Annotated in this window: 11 protein-coding genes and 2 pseudogenes; 3 read left to right on the top strand and 10 right to left on the bottom strand. The window is 37.6% G+C overall.

The window, feature by feature from the left end; translation table 11 throughout:
- Window positions 1–118: 118 nt before the first annotated feature.
- A complete protein-coding gene (locus tag RMB13_RS05555; RefSeq protein ID WP_311084632.1) occupies window positions 119–535 on the bottom strand; it encodes a hypothetical protein in 417 nt (138 codons plus the stop codon).
- Between the two features lie 225 nt (window positions 536–760).
- Here RMB13_RS05555 and RMB13_RS05550 point away from each other — a divergent pair, with 225 nt between their 5' ends.
- Window positions 761–1,960, top strand: a complete 1,200-nt coding sequence (locus RMB13_RS05550) for an MFS transporter (RefSeq protein WP_311084631.1) — start codon at window positions 761–763, stop codon at window positions 1,958–1,960.
- A gap of 25 nt (window positions 1,961–1,985) precedes the next feature.
- Here the strand turns inward: RMB13_RS05550 and RMB13_RS05545 are convergent, their stop codons facing one another.
- Both RMB13_RS05545 and RMB13_RS05540 read right to left on the bottom strand, forming a co-directional pair.
- Complete coding sequence (locus tag RMB13_RS05545; RefSeq protein WP_311084630.1) at window positions 1,986–2,969, bottom strand: ion transporter; 984 nt, start codon at window positions 2,967–2,969, stop codon at window positions 1,986–1,988.
- A gap of 122 nt (window positions 2,970–3,091) precedes the next feature.
- Complete coding sequence (locus tag RMB13_RS05540) at window positions 3,092–3,526, bottom strand: hypothetical protein (RefSeq protein ID WP_311084629.1); 435 nt, start codon at window positions 3,524–3,526, stop codon at window positions 3,092–3,094.
- A gap of 668 nt (window positions 3,527–4,194) precedes the next feature.
- Between RMB13_RS05540 and RMB13_RS05535 the strand changes: the two genes are divergently transcribed.
- On the top strand, window positions 4,195–5,652 hold the full coding sequence (locus RMB13_RS05535; RefSeq protein ID WP_311084628.1) for a DASS family sodium-coupled anion symporter: 1,458 nt from the start codon (window positions 4,195–4,197) through the stop codon (window positions 5,650–5,652).
- A 125-nt stretch (window positions 5,653–5,777) separates the two neighbouring features.
- Here the strand turns inward: RMB13_RS05535 and RMB13_RS05530 are convergent, their stop codons facing one another.
- From RMB13_RS05530 to RMB13_RS21825, 7 genes and pseudogenes are all read right to left on the bottom strand, one after another.
- A complete protein-coding gene (locus tag RMB13_RS05530; RefSeq protein WP_311084627.1) occupies window positions 5,778–6,359 on the bottom strand; it encodes a hypothetical protein in 582 nt (193 codons plus the stop codon).
- 114 nt (window positions 6,360–6,473) lie between these two features.
- Window positions 6,474–9,113, bottom strand: coding sequence for a bifunctional aconitate hydratase 2/2-methylisocitrate dehydratase (locus RMB13_RS05525; protein ID WP_311084626.1), 2,640 nt, complete (start codon window positions 9,111–9,113; stop codon window positions 6,474–6,476).
- A gap of 251 nt (window positions 9,114–9,364) precedes the next feature.
- Complete coding sequence (locus tag RMB13_RS05520; protein WP_080027383.1) at window positions 9,365–9,727, bottom strand: hypothetical protein; 363 nt, start codon at window positions 9,725–9,727, stop codon at window positions 9,365–9,367.
- A 133-nt stretch (window positions 9,728–9,860) separates the two neighbouring features.
- Window positions 9,861–11,096 (bottom strand): lactonase family protein, encoded by a 1,236-nt coding sequence (locus tag RMB13_RS05515; protein ID WP_311084625.1) that lies wholly within the window; start codon window positions 11,094–11,096, stop codon window positions 9,861–9,863.
- A gap of 257 nt (window positions 11,097–11,353) precedes the next feature.
- Complete coding sequence (locus RMB13_RS05510; RefSeq protein WP_311084624.1) at window positions 11,354–15,859, bottom strand: translocation/assembly module TamB domain-containing protein; 4,506 nt, start codon at window positions 15,857–15,859, stop codon at window positions 11,354–11,356.
- Window positions 15,860–15,885: 26 nt separating this feature from the next.
- Window positions 15,886–16,947: pseudogene (locus RMB13_RS21830) on the bottom strand (autotransporter assembly complex protein TamA); the annotation flags it as partial.
- A gap of 90 nt (window positions 16,948–17,037) precedes the next feature.
- Window positions 17,038–18,618 (bottom strand): annotated as a pseudogene (locus tag RMB13_RS21825) (POTRA domain-containing protein); the annotation flags it as partial.
- 166 nt (window positions 18,619–18,784) lie between these two features.
- Here RMB13_RS21825 and RMB13_RS05500 point away from each other — a divergent pair.
- Window positions 18,785–20,107, top strand: coding sequence for an MFS transporter (locus tag RMB13_RS05500; protein ID WP_311084622.1), 1,323 nt, complete (start codon window positions 18,785–18,787; stop codon window positions 20,105–20,107).
- Window position 20,108: the final 1 nt, after the last annotated feature.

Raw genomic sequence — 20,108 nt, 5'->3', positions numbered from 1 at the left:
TACGCAGCTACAGTATACATAAATAAAAATCATTATTATTATCATTTAATGTTCAAACTTAAAATTCCCTAATCTTTTATTCAAAAAGAAAGAGGCCCAAAGACCTCTTTCATCTACCTTATTGCTCTTTTACTTTTTGAAATTCCTGATTAAAATCAATAAGCTTATAACTTTTTACTAAATCATCTGGTCCGTAAGATGTTTCTTTACCGTTAAAATATGCTTCTGTCGGCGTCCCAAATACTTCCCAAAGACCGATTGAAGCAACATCTGCTACACCATGACCAAAAGCTCTGCCAACTTTCACCCACTTTGAATAACCTTGCTGAAAAGTATAGATCTCAACCCGTGTTCCATCACGGTATTCTGAAAGTACAGGTGCTCCAAACTCGGCAATCACATAGTTACGAGAACTACCTGGATTTAGAACATTTACATTTTTTTTACTTGGTTGATTACCCGCCATAAATACTGAGCAACCAGACATAGATAACATAGCCATACCCATAAGGCAGGTAATAAATAATTTTTTCACGACTTAAAATCTCTATTTTTTGATATTTATACAACTTGTTGTAATGCTTAGAGTATTACGCGCCAATCATATATAATTTTCGAAAGTTTTTCGATGAATTATTCCATATAAAAATTTAAATTTACTTCATTTGAATATGTAATCCTTCTCTCAATATTTTAGTTTTTTATTATTCTCTACTCTTTTCCCTTATACTTCTCTTTTTGAGTCTCTTCTTAACCTATTATGGCGTCCCCGCAATCTCCTCTATCTACACATCAACACTATTCACTATTTTTAGCAATTTTCTCACTCGCTGTAGGTGGTTTTTGTATTGGAACCACCGAATTCGTCGCAATGGGACTGATTCAGGAAATTGCCAATAACTTAAAAATTACAGTACCCGAAGCTGGACACTTTATTAGTGCTTATGCATTAGGTGTGGTTATTGGTGCTCCCATTATTGCTATTCTTGGAGCTAAAGTTCCTAGAAAAACTTTATTGCTCGGCTTAATGCTTTTTTATGGCATTGCCAACGCTTGTACTGCTTTAGCCCATACCCCCGAAGCTGTTTTAGTTTCACGTTTTATTGCAGGTTTACCGCACGGAGCATATTTTGGTGTCGGAGCATTAGTGGCAGCTGAACTAGCTGGTCCTTCACGAAGAGCATCTGCTGTTGCCCAAATGATGATGGGTCTTACAGTCGCAACTGTGATTGGTGTACCTTTGGCAACTTGGTTAGGTCAAAATTTTGGTTGGAGAGCAGGCTTTGAATTTTCAGCGACTATCGCTTTCTTCACCTTAATTGCTGTTGGCTTCTTTGTACCCAATATTCCAGTCCAAGCAAAAGCAAGCATAAAAACAGAATTAACTGGCCTTAAAAATATCAACATGTGGTTAACACTAGCGGTAGGTGCAATCGGTTTTGGAGGCATGTTTTCTGTTTACAGCTATGTCTCACCTATTTTGACTGAATATACGCAAGTGAATATCCAAATCGTCCCTATCGCTTTGGCTATTTGGGGTATTGGTATGGTTATTGGTGGCTTAGCCGCAGGATGGCTTGCAGATAAAAATCTGAATAAAACGATTGTAGGCGTACTCATTAGCTCAGCTATCGCTTTTGTGGTGGCTAGTTTCTTAATGAGTAATATTTATACTGCTATAGCATCTTTATTCTTAATTGGTCTTACCGTAATGGGATTAGGTGGAGCATTACAGACTCGTCTAATGGATGTCGCTGGCGATGCTCAAACATTAGCAGCATCACTCAACCACTCTGCCTTTAATATGGCCAATGCATTAGGTGCATTTCTAGGTGGATGGGTACTCAGTCACCAAATGGGTTGGATCGCGCCAATCTGGGTCGGTTTTGTCTTAAGCCTCGGTGGCCTTATCATTTTACTTATTGCCTTTGCAGTAGAAAAAACAAGTAAGAAAATTTAATCAAAGAAGAAGCTAACTAATTTTTCTAATCAGTTAGCTTACCGCCACAGTGAGGACAATAACATTTTGTCTCTCTAACCGACTCTTCTTCCTCTAATACTTTTTCACGCATAATTTGAATAATCAGGTTATGCGCTTGTTCTTTTGGCAATCCCACTTTTTGACGGATTCGTTCTATTTCAGCTTCGTCATGTAAAATATCAATCCCTCGTACTTGAAGTAACTCACGAAATTCTTGCTCTAGTCTTTGATTCCTTTGATTGAGCTCATTTGCCAGCCCAGATGCTAAAATACCAGCTGGTAACGCTGCAATACCAACACCTAAAATGGTAATGAGTGCACCTAATAACTTTCCTAAACTGGTCACTGGGGTGACATCGCCATAACCTACTGTGGTTAAAGTAACAACGGCCCACCACATAGATTTAGGTATTGAACTAAAAGCTTCTGGCTGAGCTTTATTTTCAACCACATAAATGCCAGAAGCAGTCATAATAATCATAATAATTAAAATAAAGATAACTGCCTGAAAAGAGCCCTTCTCACGCTTAATCACACATAACAATATCTGTAGTGAGATAAAATACCGCGTCAATTTTAATAAACGAAGTAAACGTAATATTCTGAGCATACGAAGATCGATTCGTACGAAGAAATTAAGATAAGCAGGTAAGATTGCCATCAAATCAATAATTGCTTCCCCACTTTTCATCCAGTTCAAACGGATTTTCCATGCAGATTGTGTCATATCTCGATCTGCAACACTCCATAGTCTTAATAGATATTCAATACTAAAAATTGCAATTGAAATAACTTCAAAATAGTCGAACCAAACATGATAGCTTGTGTACAAATCATTTACTGTTTCTAATAAAACGGCAGCGACGTTGCCAACAATTAAAACAACTAAAAAATAATTAATACATCTACTTACCGTAGTTTCATAGTCATGATTATGAAGATTATTATAGAAAAACTTACGCAATCCCATCCAAGCTGAATTTTGCATCTTGATCTGACCACTTGATATTAAAGATATAGTAAGCTCTCGCCCTCTATTCACCAATATAGTCTTTAATAAATTTTCCTTCACTCACTTGAGCATTTAAAATTTTCTACTTTTTTCTCAGGTCAAGTCATCGCTACACATCGGAATTCATTTTCTTCCCACCACTGCACATCATAGATGCCTGGGTGTGATTTCAAAATAAGATTAATATAGTTTTGCAGCAACATAATGTGATGAGTAATATCAAGCTTTCTAAATAAAAACTTTCTTAAAATAGGTGTATTTGGAGAAATAAAAATTTCGAATCCATTGCTATATTCTTCATAGACACTGATTCCAAGATACATGGTTATTTCGGGCAAAGGAATTTCAATTTGCCATCCCCAGTTTTCACTATATAGCTCTATATTTAAATGATATCTATTTTTCAAAATACTAAAAATATATTGTGCAATATCTTCAGTTTTTTGAACTAAAACACCTCCTTCATTAGAGTATATTTTTTGACCATATCGTTGATAATCATCAAATTTAAATTCAACAATTGTCTTTAGCATTCTTAAATTCCCTATATAAAATACCCATATTTTTTTTAATTATTTTTAAGTTCGTTTAATTATTTTAAAACAAAAAACTAGTTAATTTCTAGTACTATATTTAATTTTATATATATCAAATTAAAAAATGTCATATTTAGTATTTTTTAAATATAAACACAAACTAATTCACACTTTTAATAAAAACAATAATTCATAAAGTCTATTTTTACCCAAAATTATATATAAGTTATTTTATTAAATAATTTTTTCACTCTTTATATCTTAATCTAGATATATAAATTATTTTTTGATCTTTAATATTTTCTAAAAAATAGTATTATAATATATTAATTTAATTAGCTATCTTTATAGCTTTTTCTAAAACCAACAATACTAGGTACTATTTATTAGGCTGATATCCATATAGAGAATTTATAATTTTGGAATCAATTTCAGAGCCAAAATTTCAGAAAAACTTAATAATACCAAATAAACCAAAGAAATTCTTAACACAAAAATTTCATCCCTTTTATTAAGATGAAAATTAGTACTTTCCACTCGTTATTTTTAAGTTTTTTGAATTTTTGTATCATTTAATCGATAATAGAACTTTAATACTTATTTCTTTAGCGATTTACTCACAAAGAACTTTAATTTTTAATCATATGAAAACAAGGGGAAATTACATGGGATTTAAAGCCCTCCCTACACTTATTTCTTTATTTATTACATTGTTAATCTGGTTTGTGATTCCTGTACCCACTGATGTTGATCCTGATGCATGGCATTTATTAGCGATGTTTGTAGGTGTGATTGCCGCAATCATCGGTAAAGCTATGCCAATTGGTGCAATTGCGATTCTTGCTATCACCTTAGTCGCTGTGACAGGTGTTACCAATGACAGCCCAAGTGGAGCCATTCAAGATGCCCTTAGTAGCTTTGCAAATCCCCTAATCTGGTTGATTGGTATTTCCATCATGATCTCTAAAGGTTTGCAAAAAACTGGATTGGGTGCACGGTTAGGCTATTTATTTATCGCAGTTTGGGGCAAAAAAACCATTGGTATTGGCTATAGCATGGTGCTTTCCGAACTCATTCTCGCCCCTGTAACACCCAGCAATACGGCACGTGGTGGTGGAATTATTCACCCGATTGTACTGGCAATTTCTACTAGTTATGATTCCGATCCTGCTAAAGGCACTGAAGGTCGAATGGGAAAATACTTATCATTAGTTAACTACCAAGCCAACCCGATTACCTCTGCAATGTTCATTACAGCAACTGCTCCTAACCCATTAGTAGTTGATTTAGTGGCAAAGGCTACCAATAGTGAAATTTCTTTAAGTTGGAGCACTTGGGCACTGGCGATGTTATTGCCTGGTTTGATTGCTTTAATCATTATGCCTTTGATTATGTATTTGATGTATCCACCCGAAGTCAAAGAAACGCCTAACGCAGCTCAGTTTGCTAAAACTAAATTAAAAGAAATGGGTCCAGTCAGTAAAAATGAAATCATTATGCTTGGTGTATTCGGTATTTTATTGATGCTATGGGCGGGTATTCCTGCCATGATTTTTGGCTCTGCTTGGGCTGTTGACCCAACGACGACTGCTTTTATTGGTTTAGGATTATTGCTACTTACAGGTGTTTTAACTTGGGATGATATTCTGACGCAAAAGAATGCATGGGATACTATTACTTGGTTCGCAGCATTAGTCATGATGGCGACTTATTTAAATAAATTGGGTTTAATCACGTGGTTCTCGGTTGTTTTAGAAACTAGTATTGGTCATTTAGGTCTAAGCTGGATGCCTGCTTGTTTATTGTTAATGCTTGCGTATCTGTATGCACATTATATGTTTGCTAGCACCACGGCACATATTACTGCAATGTTTGCAGCCTTCTATACTGCTGGACTTGCACTCGGTGCACCGCCAATGTTGTTTGCCTTAATGATGGCAGCGGCTTCAAGTATTATGATGACATTAACCCATTATGCGACTGGCACTTCCCCTGTAGTGTTCGGTTCGGGTTACACCACTCTGGGTGAATGGTGGAAAGCTGGTTTTGTCATGAGTGTTGTTAATATCATTATTTTTGTAGTAATTGGCGGACTTTGGTGGAAAGTGTTGGGTTATTGGTGATTTTATAAATATGGAGGAACATTCTTATACTAATAGGAATGTTTCTCTAAATTTAAATGCGAATGTATAAATAATATTACCATCAGTATAAATATCTCTTAATCTTAAAAATCTTTTGCCTAATTTTAATTTAAATAAGAATTCTCTCTATCAATCAAGGCATTCCACTCTTCATGACTATAAAGTTTAAGATTGGTCAATTGGGTACCTACTAGTAAAAAGTGATCATTCCATGTCAATACTTCTCTACTGTCCTCTAACGTTCTGTTTGAAAAAATGGGAAATAAAATCTCGTTAAAATGCATTATTCCAATTTCAAGTAAATGCTTCACCTCTTTAGGATTCTCAGGAATTGAATAAAAGACAGGTATATTTTTGATTAATTTAGAGGCGATTTCGCGCGGTTCAGAATATAAATCATCTAAATACCATTTTTCATCATCACATCTCCATAAATATGCATCAAAACTATTTTGCTTAATTAATAAGGTTTCAGTAATGGCATTCGGGTCTTGATACCAAACAATAAACTCTAGAGCCTTTGTTGGAATTATTGAAAACGTCGGTAATTTTAGATAAGGATAATCTTTTAATATTATGGAAAATAATTGCTGAATTGAGCTTTCCAACTCTTCAATTTTTTGTTTTTTATTCAAAATATTTTCTAATTCAAAAATATTTTTTTCAATATTTAAAATGCTTTTCATTATAAAAAATAAGGGCTGATTACTCAGCCCTTATTTTATCTTTTTGCTCAAGCAAAGCATAGCTTTGCTCTTGCGCTAGGGAAAAGCCTATCAGCTTTTCTTAATCATATCTCATTAAGTCAATTGAGCAGCTTGGATTTTCTTAGTATCAACTTGATCAGCTTCTTTAGTATATTCGCTCATCTTGTCGAAGTTTAAGTATTTGTAGATGTCAGCAGAAGCGCTGTCGATTTGCGATGCGTACTGTTGATATTCTTCTGGGCTTGGTAATTTACCAAGAACCGCAGCTACAGATGCAAGCTCAGCAGAAGCTAAGTAAACGTTTGCACCTTGACCTAAACGGTTCGGGAAGTTACGAGTAGAAGTCGATACACATGTTGTGTTCGGTGCTACACGTGCTTGGTTACCCATACAAAGTGAACAACCTGGCATCTCTGTACGCGCACCAGCACGGCCATAGATGTTGTATAAGCCTTCTTCCATTAATTGGTGCTCGTCCATACGTGTTGGTGGAGCCAACCATAAACGAGTAGACAGTGAGCCACTAGGTACTTTGTCAAGTAACTGACCCGCTGCACGGAAGTGACCAATGTTAGTCATACAAGAACCGATGAATACTTCATCAATCTTGTCGCCTTGAACGTCAGAAAGAAGTTTAGCGTCATCTGGATCGTTCGGGCAGCAAAGAATTGGTTCTTTGATGTCAGCAAGATCGATTTCGTAAACTTTTAAGTATTCAGCATCAGCATCAGCTTTCAACAAGCTTGGGTTATCTAACCACTTCTGCATGTTTTCAGCACGGCGCGCCATTGTACGAGCATCGCCATAACCTTCTGCGATCATCCACTTCAACATGGTGATGTTAGAACGTAAGTATTCAGCAACTTTCTCTTCAGAAAGTGTGATTGAACAGCCAGCAGCAGAACGTTCAGCAGATGCATCAGAAAGTTCGAATGCTTGCTCAACAGTCAAGTCATTTTCCATTTCTGATAAATCGATCTCAAGGATACGACCAGAGAAGATGTTTTTCTTACCTTTCTTCTCTACAGTTAAGTCACCCGCTTGAATCGCGTAGTAAGGAATTGCATGTACAAGGTCACGTAAAGTGATACCAGGTTGCATTTTACCTTTGAACTTAACAAGTACAGACTCTGGCATATCAAGTGGCATAACACCAGTTGCAGCTGCGAACGCAACAAGACCAGAACCCGCAGGAAATGAAATACCAATTGGGAAACGAGTATGTGAGTCACCACCAGTACCAACTGTATCTGGAAGTAACATACGGTTTAACCAAGAGTGGATAATACCGTCACCTGGGCGTAAAGATACACCACCACGGTTCATGATGAAGTCAGGTAATGTATGGTGAGTTGTTACGTCAACTGGTTTTGGATAAGCAGCAGTGTGACAGAAAGACTGCATTACCAAGTCAGCAGAGAAGCCCAAGCAAGCTAAGTCTTTTAACTCGTCACGAGTCATTGGACCAGTTGTATCTTGAGAACCAACTGTAGTCATCTTAGGTTCACAGTAAGTACCCGGACGGATACCTTGACCTTCAGCTAAACCACATGCACGGCCAACCATCTTCTGAGCTTGCGTGAAGCCTTTACCAGTGTCAGCAGGTTGTACAGGTGTGCGGAACAATGTAGAAGGTGCAAGACCTAATTCTTCACGTGCTTTAGTTGTTAAACCACGACCAATGATCAAGTTAATACGACCACCAGCACGTACTTCATCTAAAAGTACTGGAGTTTTAAGTTCTGCTTCTGAAATTTGTACGCCATCTTTAAAAGCAGTAACTTTTGCAGCAGCGTGGTCAATTTTCAATACAACTTCGTCGCCCATGTTCATGTTAGCAACGTCGATTTCTACAGGTAATGCACCTGCATCTTCCATTGTATTAAAGAAAATTGGAGCGATTTTAGAACCTAAGCACACACCACCATCTTTTTTGTTTGGAATGTGTGGAAGTTCGTCACCGAAGAACCAAAGTACAGAGTTAGTTGCAGATTTACGTGAAGAACCTGTACCAACAACGTCACCAACATAAGCAACTTGGTTGCCTTTCGCGATGAGTTCTTTAATTTGGTTTAATGGACCAACTTCACCTGGTTTTTCAGGATTGATACCATCACGCTCGTTTTTCAACATTGCATTTGCGTGTAATGGGATATCTGGACGGCTCCAAGCATCTTGTGCTGGAGACAAGTCATCAGTATTTGTCTCACCAGTTACTTTGAACACAGTGATTTTAATTTCTTCTGGAACGTCAGGACGGCTTGTGAACCATTCTGCGTCTGCCCAAGATTGTAAAACAGCTTTAGCATTGGCATTACCCGCTTTTGCTTTATCTGCTACGTCATGGAATGCATCAAATACAAGAAGTGTTTTCTTCAACGCTTCAGCAGCTAGGCTTGCAAGTTCAGCATTGTCAAGAAGCTCAACAAGTGGTGCTACGTTATAACCACCAAGCATCGTGCCAAGTAAGTAAACAGCACGTTCTTTAGAAACTAGTGATGAAGTTGCTTCGCCTTTTGCAATTGCTGCCAAGAACGCTGCCTTTACGTAAGCTGCTTGGTCAACACCTGCAGGAACACGGTTTTCAAGCAAATCAACCAAGAACGCTTCTTCGCCTGCTGGTGGATTTTTTAATAGTTCAACAAGCTGAGCTGTTTGAGCATCATCAAGTGGCTTCGGTGGGACTCCGAGTGCGGCACGTTCTTCAACGTGTTGGCGGTAAGCTTCTAGCACGGTGTTCATTCCTCTTTTTTTGAAAAATTACTTGCAAATTCCAGCTTTCTTAAAAAGCTTCACAAGTAATATGGACTACAAAAGTTTACTAGAGTTCAAGGTAAAAGTTAATGAAAACGGGGTGTTTCTCCGTGATGCCCATTATTTTGTATCTAAATACCCATGTATAAATAATAAGCATATTAGCCAAATCTGGGCTATTTTTAAGCAAAAACACCTTACATGAGAGGAAATTCAATAACCTTACACATTTAGAACGATTTATATTTTGGCATTTTGTCATGAGGTGTTGCCAAACACTCATCCATCGCTTGCTTTCTAACTTTTTCTTGGAGTGCTTGAGAATCTTTAGTCAGTTCTTCTTTTGGAATTGCATAAACTTTTTCAATAACATTAAGAATAAATTTTTTCGTAATGTCATCTTCAATCTTATTTGCATGCTCAACTGCTTGAGTTTTTTCAATTGCTTGCTGACGATCAAAAACAATACTTCTCGCTGCATTTCCTACGCTAGTACAAAAGCCATGCCACTGCTCTTCGGGGGTTAAAGGCTTCTTTTCTGAACAACCAACAAACAACAAGCTCACTGCAATCAATAAAATCTTTTTCATCATTTCACTACACTAATTATTGCTGTTGATATCATACGGAAAATCATCATTTTTGCAAAAATTGCCATAAAAAAACCGAGATAAAAACCTCGGTCTTTTTATACAAGCATTAGAAATGCCAGTTTCATGAGTCTGGTTAATTAAAAAATTTGATATCAGTCGGTGTTGATATTTTTGCTGCATCACCAGCGGGTTTTAATGTGCCTTTGTTGGCATCAAAACGGAACAAGCTAATGTTATTAGTAAAAACATTGGTTACATAAAGATATTTACCAGACGCATCGAATGAGAAAGCCCGTGGTTCAACACCATTCGCTTTATAAACTGTTGGTTTACCTAGCAATCCATTTTGTTGAATTTTAAATACCAAAAGTTTGTTGTCTGCACCACGATTAGCAGCAATCACATATTTGCCATTTGGACTGAGGATAATTCCACTCGCACTCTTAAATTCAGGTGTTTTGTCCTCATGAATTAGTTTTAGCTCAGCTACTTTTTTCAAATGACCATCTTGTACGTTAAATGTCACAATTTCACTTCGCATTTCTGCGGTAATGTACGCATGTTTGCCATTTGGTGAAAAGACCATATGGCGCGGGCCAGAACCGTGCTTAAAAGTCACATCTCGGCTGCTGTCCGCTTCGAGTGGTTGAGGCTTATTCGAGTTATAACGAAAGGTATAGACTTTGTCATTTCCAAGGTCGCTCGCATATAAATACTTACCATCTGGGCTGAAAGTTGTCGAATGTGCATGACCACTCTCCTGACGGCCTTTGACATGACCAGAACCTTCCGCGAAAACAATATTTTGAACCATTTCACCCAAATGACCATTTGGCAAAATTGGCAAAACGGCCACACCACCACGTCCTTTATCGAATGCTGAATAGTTCGACACAAACAGGAATTTACCATCTAAACCGATTGATGCGTGTGTTGGATGTCCGCCATGGCTATTCACTGTGTTCAACACTTCTACCTTACCATTTTGAACTGATAATGCAGTCACCGCTCCTTCATTTTCTTCATTAGTGGTATAGGCAAAACGACCATCTTTCGATTTTACAACCCAAGAAGGACTTTTCATTTTCAACACCTTAACAGGAGTTAAAGTCCCATCGCTATTCACTTGAAGCTGGTACAGACCTTCACTGGCTTGTTTGGGTTTTTGCACAAGCGGTGCATCAGGGATAGATGTCCATGTTCCCACTAAAGCGATTTGTTGCTGTGCAGCATTTACAGTGGAGCACCATCCAAATGACAAAAGCGTCAACGACAATGTTGCTGTTAACTTGTGAATTAGCCCACGATATTTAATATTTGTATCGTTGTCCTTGCCATATTTTATTTCAACATAAGTATCTATTTTCACGTTTATTTCCTTGAAAAACTCACCTTATTTGCACTTATCAACAAGGTATTATCAATCTAATTTCATTTAATGTTTCTGAAAACTAATTTATAAAACAGCAATTTTCAAGTGAATTTTCTTTAATCAGAGGTCAGCTCAAGGTTTGCTTACTTTTAAGAGAATCGATGGTTTATATAGTAAATATTCAACTTTTTTAAATATTATGAAGGTGTTATTAAATTAAAAGCCCACTTGAAGTGAGCTTTTAATTCATACATTTAGAAGCGCCAATTGTAGAATAAATCGATCGCTCTTTCTAAAGATTGACTCGCTTCTAAATATAAACGGCGGTTCATTTGATAACGTAACGTAAGCTTGTTGACTGGAGTAAACACACCTACACCATAACGAATAAACAGATCAGGTGTAATATAGCCAGTTAAACTCACCTGAGTATCATCACCTGTACCTTGAGCATCTAAAGCTAATCCACTTAGACCGAAAGTACGTCCAATCTGGTTAGTTAAGGCACGTGTACCGCCCAAGCCCATACTGATACCCGCAGCAGCAATGGTGTTATTTACATCAGATTTAAACCCTTCCGCATTACTTAAACCACTTGAACCTTCATTAATACGTCCCGTAACGAGCGCATTTAATGCTTCTTGCTCAGATAGTCCTGCATCATTATAAACCTGAATGTTTGGCGATGTCGCAGTACCTGTAACACGTACCCCAACCATACTACCCTGAACATTTTTGTTTGCATCTATATCTAATGTTGGGTTTGCCAATGGACCATTAAAACGCGCAATCGCTCGATTCAAATCTAGACTTTGTCCATAAGCTTCAATTTTCACTTTTTGACTGACACCAATTGCCCCGTTAGCTCTCATTGCAGTCTCATAGCCACGTTGGCTTAAATTTAGGCGACCAACTAATGGAATATTACTGTTAAAGCCTTGGAATATCACTTGTTTTCCAATATTAACAGCAATATCAGCTCGAATATCCCAAGGTTTAGCAGCACGTAAAATTGCAAGCGGGTCTTGGCCTTGTCGAACTATGCGGACATCTGATGAGGTATTAATGACTGGAGCAGTTGTTTCTGGCATTGAAATTCGCGCACGAGGAATATCCACCGATCCTTTTAAGCTTAAACGCTTATCGAAAGGATACATATCAAGTGTAAGGTTTGGATTGGCAATTGCAGTAATTAGTGGCGCCTGACGTACAAGTAAATTATCACCTTTGAGGTTTAATTGAAGACGCGGTGCATCTTTCCATTCAAAACTGCCTTTTAAAAGCCCCACACCTTGACCACTGTTAAACGCGCCATCAATGGTTGCCATGTTCTGACGAATTGATGAGTAAACCTGAACATTAGTTAAATTAACTGGCAGCGAAATCATACTGATTGCACCATTTTTCAGACGCATTTCACCAGTAAACTGTGGCTGAGTTAATGTACCATTGACCTTACCTGCTAAAGCCAAGGTTCCACTTAGTGTGCGGACATCTTGAATAAATGGTTTCAAGACTTTTAATTGAACATCATTAAAAGCGACCTCACCATGCATTGGCATTGATGGCTGGAATGGATTGATAATAACATTCGCATATCCCGTACCAATATCAGGTGTTTTAACATCAACACGGAACAATAGACCTTCTGATACACTTTTTGCAATAACACTTAGCTCATCATAAGCCAGAGTAGTTGCAGGGTCTTGAGGATCTTCAGCAGCTAAACCAATTTCACCTTTACGTGTAATTAAACGTGCGTCAAGTTTTGGATTGCCTCCATTTACCCACGATGCCTTGGCATAACCATTTAATTGTCCAGTCATCGCTAAGCCCTCTGGCATAAATGCCGCGAAGTCACTTAAATCCATGTTTTGAGTTACAAATGAAATATTACCGCGGGCCTTACTTACTCGTACTGGCTGGTCAAAGCAGAGCTGGCTATTCGCACTTTGCCAGCAGTGTTGACCTACATATAGCTCAGACCTTGCAGAAGAATAAATCACTGGAGCATTTTGATTTTGTGCTAAACGAATGCGTTTTGAATCAAAACTTCCTTTCTGAATTTGACCTAACCAATCATTATTTTGGTTAAACCCGCCCGCCAACTGAACATAGAATTTGGAAATACTATTATTGCCGAGTACTTTCAATAGATGCGCTTTTCTTGTTCCAGTTAAATTCAATTCGGCAGACTGAATTTGTCTATTTCCACTCCGCAAATTATCTAATTTTGCGGTTAATTGAGTCGGTGTTGTTTCCGATGTTGGAAGCTCCCCTTGAATACTCAACCGCTTCACACTTACTAAAGTATTAAATGCAAAGTTATCTACCGCGATATTTGCTGTTGCTTTTAAACGTGGTTGTGATTGAACATTTAGGTCGCCATAAGCTCGACCACGCAACCCCGGATATAACTCGTAGAGTGCGGGGGCATTGAGCTTGATTTTTAGATTTTGTGCATTACCTGTCGCTTGTAGCTGATTCTGGCCGTACACTAAAAATAAATTATTGGCTTCAAACTGCTGAGGTAAAAAGCCCTTTTGATTAGAGTCCATCAATAAAGATAAATTACCCTTACCGCGAACAGGTTTATTATTTATAAAGCCTGCAAGATTCAATTGCTGAATATTAATTCGTTTCAAATGATCTGACCAAACCCCTTGGGTTTTCAGATTCCCTGAAAGTTCACCTTTAATACTTGAGACAAAATATTGTGGTTTAAAGCGTACCAATGAACTATTAATATCCCATGCAATGCGATCTTTTAAATTTACAGAACCTGTCGCATAGATTTTCCCAGCTACACCATCATGTTGTAACTGGTTAATTCGAATAAAATCTGGCGTACCTGCTATAGAAAACTTCAATAAACCATTTGCCTGTTTTAAGGCTTTTAAAGATCCATCATAATTAACTGCAAAACCTTTAAAGCCACCACCAGCTTTCACATCATGGAATAATAATGCTGCTGTACTTTTACCACCTAAAGTTACAGTCTCTTGACCTGCTTGAGCCAGTCGACCAGTTAAATCAATTTTCTCAAATTGAATGATTTGCTGGTTTGGTTTAGCAAAACCATTCGCTTTAATCGAACCATTTAAAAGATTAACTGGTGCTGCCGCATGAATACTTTGTGGGTTAAAATCTTTTGCATTTAACAATGCGTTCCAAACCAACTGACGTTTTTCGGTAGGAAGCAACACTTTAGCCTGACCAGTTAAACTACCTTTTTCAGCAGTAAAACTAAAATTGGGAATATTTAAAACATTATCTTTAACATCCAAATTGGCTAGATATTGCCCTGCTGGCAATAAAGTTTTTTCATGCTGATATACTTTTGTAGCCACTTTAATATCTTGCTGACCATCACGTAATGTTAAATCAACCTGACCACTGTCACTGCTTAACCATCCAATATAAGGCATTGCACGGTCTATTTTCGTCCAAGCTACATTCATGAGCATCGGTTGAGGCTTATTATTTTTTTCTGGCGCCTGATTAAACTTAAGTTTCCAAGACTCGTAACGATCAAAATCAACATTAGCAAATACTTCAGTACCTTTTTCCAAAGAGCCGGTTGAAGCAACAGCAGCATCTAAACTTGGTGGTAAAAAGTCTTGAACAACCTGAGGAATTGCTTTGTCTTTAGGATTAATATGGTCTAAACGGCCTTTGATATCCCAAATAACATGATCTTTCCAGCTCACCAAACCTTTAAGGTTAACAGCCCCTTTCATGACTTGGCCATTAAAATCGGTAATATTAAGTTGATGAACCAAGTCAGTATTCATTAAAGCGTTGTATTGACCTTCAGGTAAATTCTCACCCTTTAAATCTGTATCAACTGCTAAATTAAGTTGTTTAATATCGCCTTGAAACTTGATCACACCATTTTTTGCAAATAATTTTTGTTCAACTAATAAAGGTAAGTGATAATTTTTGAGTAATAACTGACCTTGCATTGGAACTTCATCACGAACAGGATGCAATACCACCCAACCTGTTAACAAATCGGGAGTTGTTGTTGCAACACCAGCTTTTAAAGTATCTAAACTTCCGCGAGCTACGACTTTAATATTTTGAATATTTAAACTTTTTAAAGATGGGATTCTTAAATCTGCTGTCGCATTTAATGGATATTTACCACTAAAATCCATTTTTCCTGTGGCATTGTGGACTGAAAGATAGCCCATATCCATACTAGATTTTTCAAATTCCAGTTTAGTCTCTGACCAAACTGCATCTTGCAAATGAACATCATGAAAACTTACATCTGAGGTCGCTAACTTAATCTCTAAATGATCAACATCGGCTTCATCAACACGTAGAACAAATGGCAACTTAATGGGCTTAAATTCAAATGCTTTACCAGAGGGCGGAGTTTTATTAATAATACGTAAGTTACGCACATCTGCATGGCTCAAATGCACTTCTTTTTCTAATAATAAAGAGCGCCATCCTAAGCCTACGTCAGCTCTATCTAATGAAACATCAACGTCCTTTAATTGCACCAAAACATTCTTAAGAATAATTCCGCGCAGTAAGTTCCCGCCTTCGTATTCATATTTAATTATTTTCTGAGCTTCTAAAACCCGATCTAATAAAAAACGACTTCCGCGATCTGTTGACATCATGATCACTAACGAAGACGCTAATAATAAAAATATGATCAATATCGTCAGCACGAAACTACGCAAAATGCGCCGCTTCTTAGGTGAACTAGGTGCCGAAGTTGGCTGCTGTTCTACATCCGCCATAAAATAAACCTAATAAAATTTTATTTTTAAAGTTGTGGGCCTATAAAGAAATGTAAACGAATCGGATGGTTTTCATCTGAAATACCCGAAGCGACATCTAAACGGATTGGCCCGATTGGAGACTTCCAGCGAATTCCAACCCCAACGCTATAAGCTGCTGGATTACTAAAGTCTTTATCATAGGCATTACCAAAGTCAGAGAAAATAGCGGCTCGCCAACCGTCCTTAAACTGATAGTTATATTCTAAAGAACCGACAGCCAAAGCTTGTCCCCCAATTTTATATCCATCTATTTCTGGGGAAAGACTCTTATAGTCAAACCCACGAATGGTTTGGTCACCACCCGTAAAGAATCTAAGATTGTACGGAACTTTGTCAAAGTCATCGGTAAAAATGTAGCTAAGGTCAGATCTTCCAACGAATTGATGATCATCATTTTCGCCAAGAGAATAAATAAATCTCCAACCCGCACTTGCTATTGCCATATTGGCATCGGATAGTAAACTCTCGCTACCTAATTCTACTTTATAGGTTTGTTTAAAAGCCTTAGTTGGATTCAAACGTGTATTACTAGAAGTTTTAGAAGTTTCATAACTAAATAATAATGCTTCTTGCTCTGATGCGGCAGTTTTAAAAGCATCTGGTAATTCAGAAATATCAACATTACCCTGTTGGGTTAAACGGTCTAAACGATAGCGGACCCCAAAAGTATGTTGCCAGTTCCCTAACGGACGTTTAATGATACGCTCTCCACCAACAACAGCGGATTCTGTAAGTAAACTTACATCTGGACCAATATCATCACGTGTTTCACGCTCATATCCGCCCACAATGTTAAAGTAATCATTTAACGGGTGTTTATAGGGAATACTATATCGGCCATCAATAGATTGACGAATTTGCGAAACTTCTAAGTTGGCATCAAATGAATGACCATATTTATTGACAATAGAACGGCGATACTGACTACGTAAACGTGCGCCTGTATCGGTGCCGTAACCAACACCCGTTTCTAAACTATTTAGCTTATCTGCATTTAAAGTCACAATGACTGGAATTCTTTTAGTTTCACGTGCTTGTGCTTGCAAGCGGTCCTGTTCAGTTTCTTGTTCATCCTGCTGAACTGACGCACTTTGCAACATAGCAGTTTGAGGTTCTGCCTCTTTGGCCTTTTGTGTTCCTGCAAACTGTTTTTCATCGACTACGTTTTGTGTAACTTCTTTATTAGATGTCGCTAATTGACGTGCTTTAGCCAGTTGTCGTTGTTCAGGTGAAAGTAAATTAGACTCATCAACATCAATGTTTTGCTCATCCACTAAAGCCTGCAAATCTGGCGGTAACTCAAGTTGTTTTTCAATTGGATCAGGTTTGATACTATCAACCAAAGTGTAATTAAAATAACGAGAGTTTGTTAGGTTGTTTGCTAACACATTTACTCGCCAAAATGCATAGTCATCACCATCTTTCCAAGGCGCCATACTTTCTAAAATATTCAAATTTAATGGCAAAGGTTTCGATGGATCACTCATCCGAAACTCAACCTTATCTAATTTGTAACGCTCACCTGTTTCATAGCGTAAGTTAATATCAGCCTTATTTTCTGGCTGACTCACTTTCACATCATGCAAACGCCAGTAAGCATCAAAATAACCATTATTAGATGCGGCATCAACAATACGACTTTTAGTGGTTTCATATAAACCATGGTTAAAAATGTCACCAACATCCTGATCAGGAACTAAACGAATAACCTGAAACTGTGGTTGCTTTTCACCCGCACCAGTAAATTCAATATTTTGCTCATTAATTCGTACTGGTTCATTTGGCGTCACATTTACACGAACCCGACTCGAACTTAATTTTTCAAAGCGGAACTCAGCATTATAATAACCAACTGCTTGTGCGGCCTGATTACTTAACGTTCTGAGTTGAGGTAAAGCTGCATTGAAATCTTCAAATGACTCTTGAGTAAATGTCGATAGCTTACCTTTAATGTTTTTAGCCAGCACATCTGAAGCACCACTTACTTCTGCACTAATACGCGGTACTTGTTCCATTGGAATTGCACGTGGCGGACGCACTTTATTTAAAATACGCTTAAAGAAACCCGCGTGTTCAGGTGGTTCATCGGTCTCTGGCGTTAACTCTGGTAAGGTTTTTCCTGTTTCATTGGCTTCGACTACAATCTTGCTATCAGATTGAATCTCTTGCATAAGCTGGTCAATATTTACAGGTGCTTGTTTAATTTCTTGTATTTCAGACTGCGTTGCATCACTTACCGTTACTTCAGGTAGCTTCTGAGTGCCATTTTGAAAACTCTGCGCTTCATTTTTAGCTTCTTCCGCTACCCTATAAATTTCATTTGCCATGTTTTGGTCAACAGGCATATCTGGTAAATCTTCGAGATTATCCAGTGTAATTGGCTTAAATTCGTCAATTTGATTTGGAAATTGTTCTTGTTGTTGCAATATAGCCAAGCTATCTTGTTGTTGCTGAGCTTGAGTCACAAGTGTAGCAATATCTGTAATTGGCGCAGTATTTTGCTGATCCACCGAAGCTAATTGTTCTGCTGAAGTATCAGACACAGTTGGGCTTGCAGTTGACGAACTAGCTGCAACAGAAGTTTGAGCAAAACTTGGCGTTACACAAACACTTAACAACAAGCTGCTACAAATAAGTTTAGGAATCCCCTGCATTTTTAAAATTAAATGCATAGAATGAGCGAGAGTTGACTGTTTAAACTTAATTTTAGAAGGCATAGAAAACTCTAGACTTATTTTTTAATAAAACGCACCAAGGTGAGTGTAAAACTCACTCAAAACCATTGATTTTTCATTTAATCAAGCGTTAAAAATATCATACATGGTTTTCTCTGCAAATTAACAATCGGTCACATTTTTTTATAAAACACAATGAAGTTTGCACATGATGAAACAAGATGAGCACCTGATGACATCACGTCGGTTCGTACCGATGTTTTTTACCCAGTTTTTTGGCGCATTAAATGATAACGTTTTTAAGCAAGCTTTATTATTAGTGATTACCTATGGTTTGATTCAGCAACAATCTGCCCCAGTAAGTACCCTTAATAATTTAGCAGCTCTCTTGTTTATTTTGCCCTATTTCTTTTTTTCGGCCACTGCTGGACAAATTGCAGATAAATATGAGCGTTCTCAACTCGTCCGTGGCATAAAAATTTTAGAAATTATTATTATGCTCATTGGTTCTGCTGGTTTTTTATTGGGGCACTTATGGTTGCTTCTTCTTGCTTTATTCTTAATGGGTACACATTCAACATTCTTTGGCCCTATCAAGTACGCAATTTTGCCTGAAATTTTAAAACCGCACGAGTTAATGTCCGGTAATGCTCTGTTTCAATCGGGCACTTCAATGGCAATTTTATTTGGGATGATTTTAGGTGGTGCTGTAATTGCATCATCACATGGGAACTTATTGTGGATTAGTCTTACTGTTGTAATTATTGCTTGTATTGGCTATTTATGTAGTCGCTTCATCTTGCCACAGAAAGTTGCTGCTCCCGATTTAAAGATTGATTGGAATTTTCTTCGCACGAGTTTTCAAACGATTAAATATGCTAAAAGCTTACCTTTAGTGTTCACCATTTTGTTAGGTAACTCATGGTATTGGTTTTATGGCGCTACTTATTTAACGCAAATTCCGCAGCTCACTCAACAAAATCTGCATGCATCAGAAAATGTGGTCAGCCTTTTACTTACTTTCTTTTCAGTCGGTATTGGGGTCGGGTCTCTGCTTTGCCGTAAAATTGGTGGCTCAGAAATTAATATTAAAATGGTACCAATTGGTGCGATTGGCCTTACCGTTTTTGCGCTTTACCTTGCTGCCAGTTTAGCTTTTGTACCCGAAAGAACTGGGGCATTACTTACATTAAAAGATATTTTCACTCAAGGCTGGGTTTACTATCATGTAATGTTAGCAGTGACTTTACTGGGGATTAGCGGCGGTTTTTATATTGTTCCGCTTTATGCCATGATGCAGGCTTATTCTCCGCGCTCACATCGTGCCCGTGTTGTTGCGGCTAATAACATTTTAAATGCCGTTTTTATGGTTTCTTCTGCAATTTTTTCAATTTTAATCTTAAGTGTTTTAAAAATTGATATTAAAATACTTTTTATTATTACAGCTGTACTTAGTGCAATCTTTAGTATTTGGCTTCTAGCACGACTAAAACCAATGCTTGCCACAGCACATCTTTCTTTGGAGGACTAAT

This window comes from Acinetobacter sp. V102_4 (assembly GCF_031799005.1).
GTDB classification, from domain to species: Bacteria; Pseudomonadota; Gammaproteobacteria; order Pseudomonadales; family Moraxellaceae; genus Acinetobacter; species Acinetobacter calcoaceticus.
This window is presented reverse-complemented; position numbering and strand designations above follow the sequence as displayed.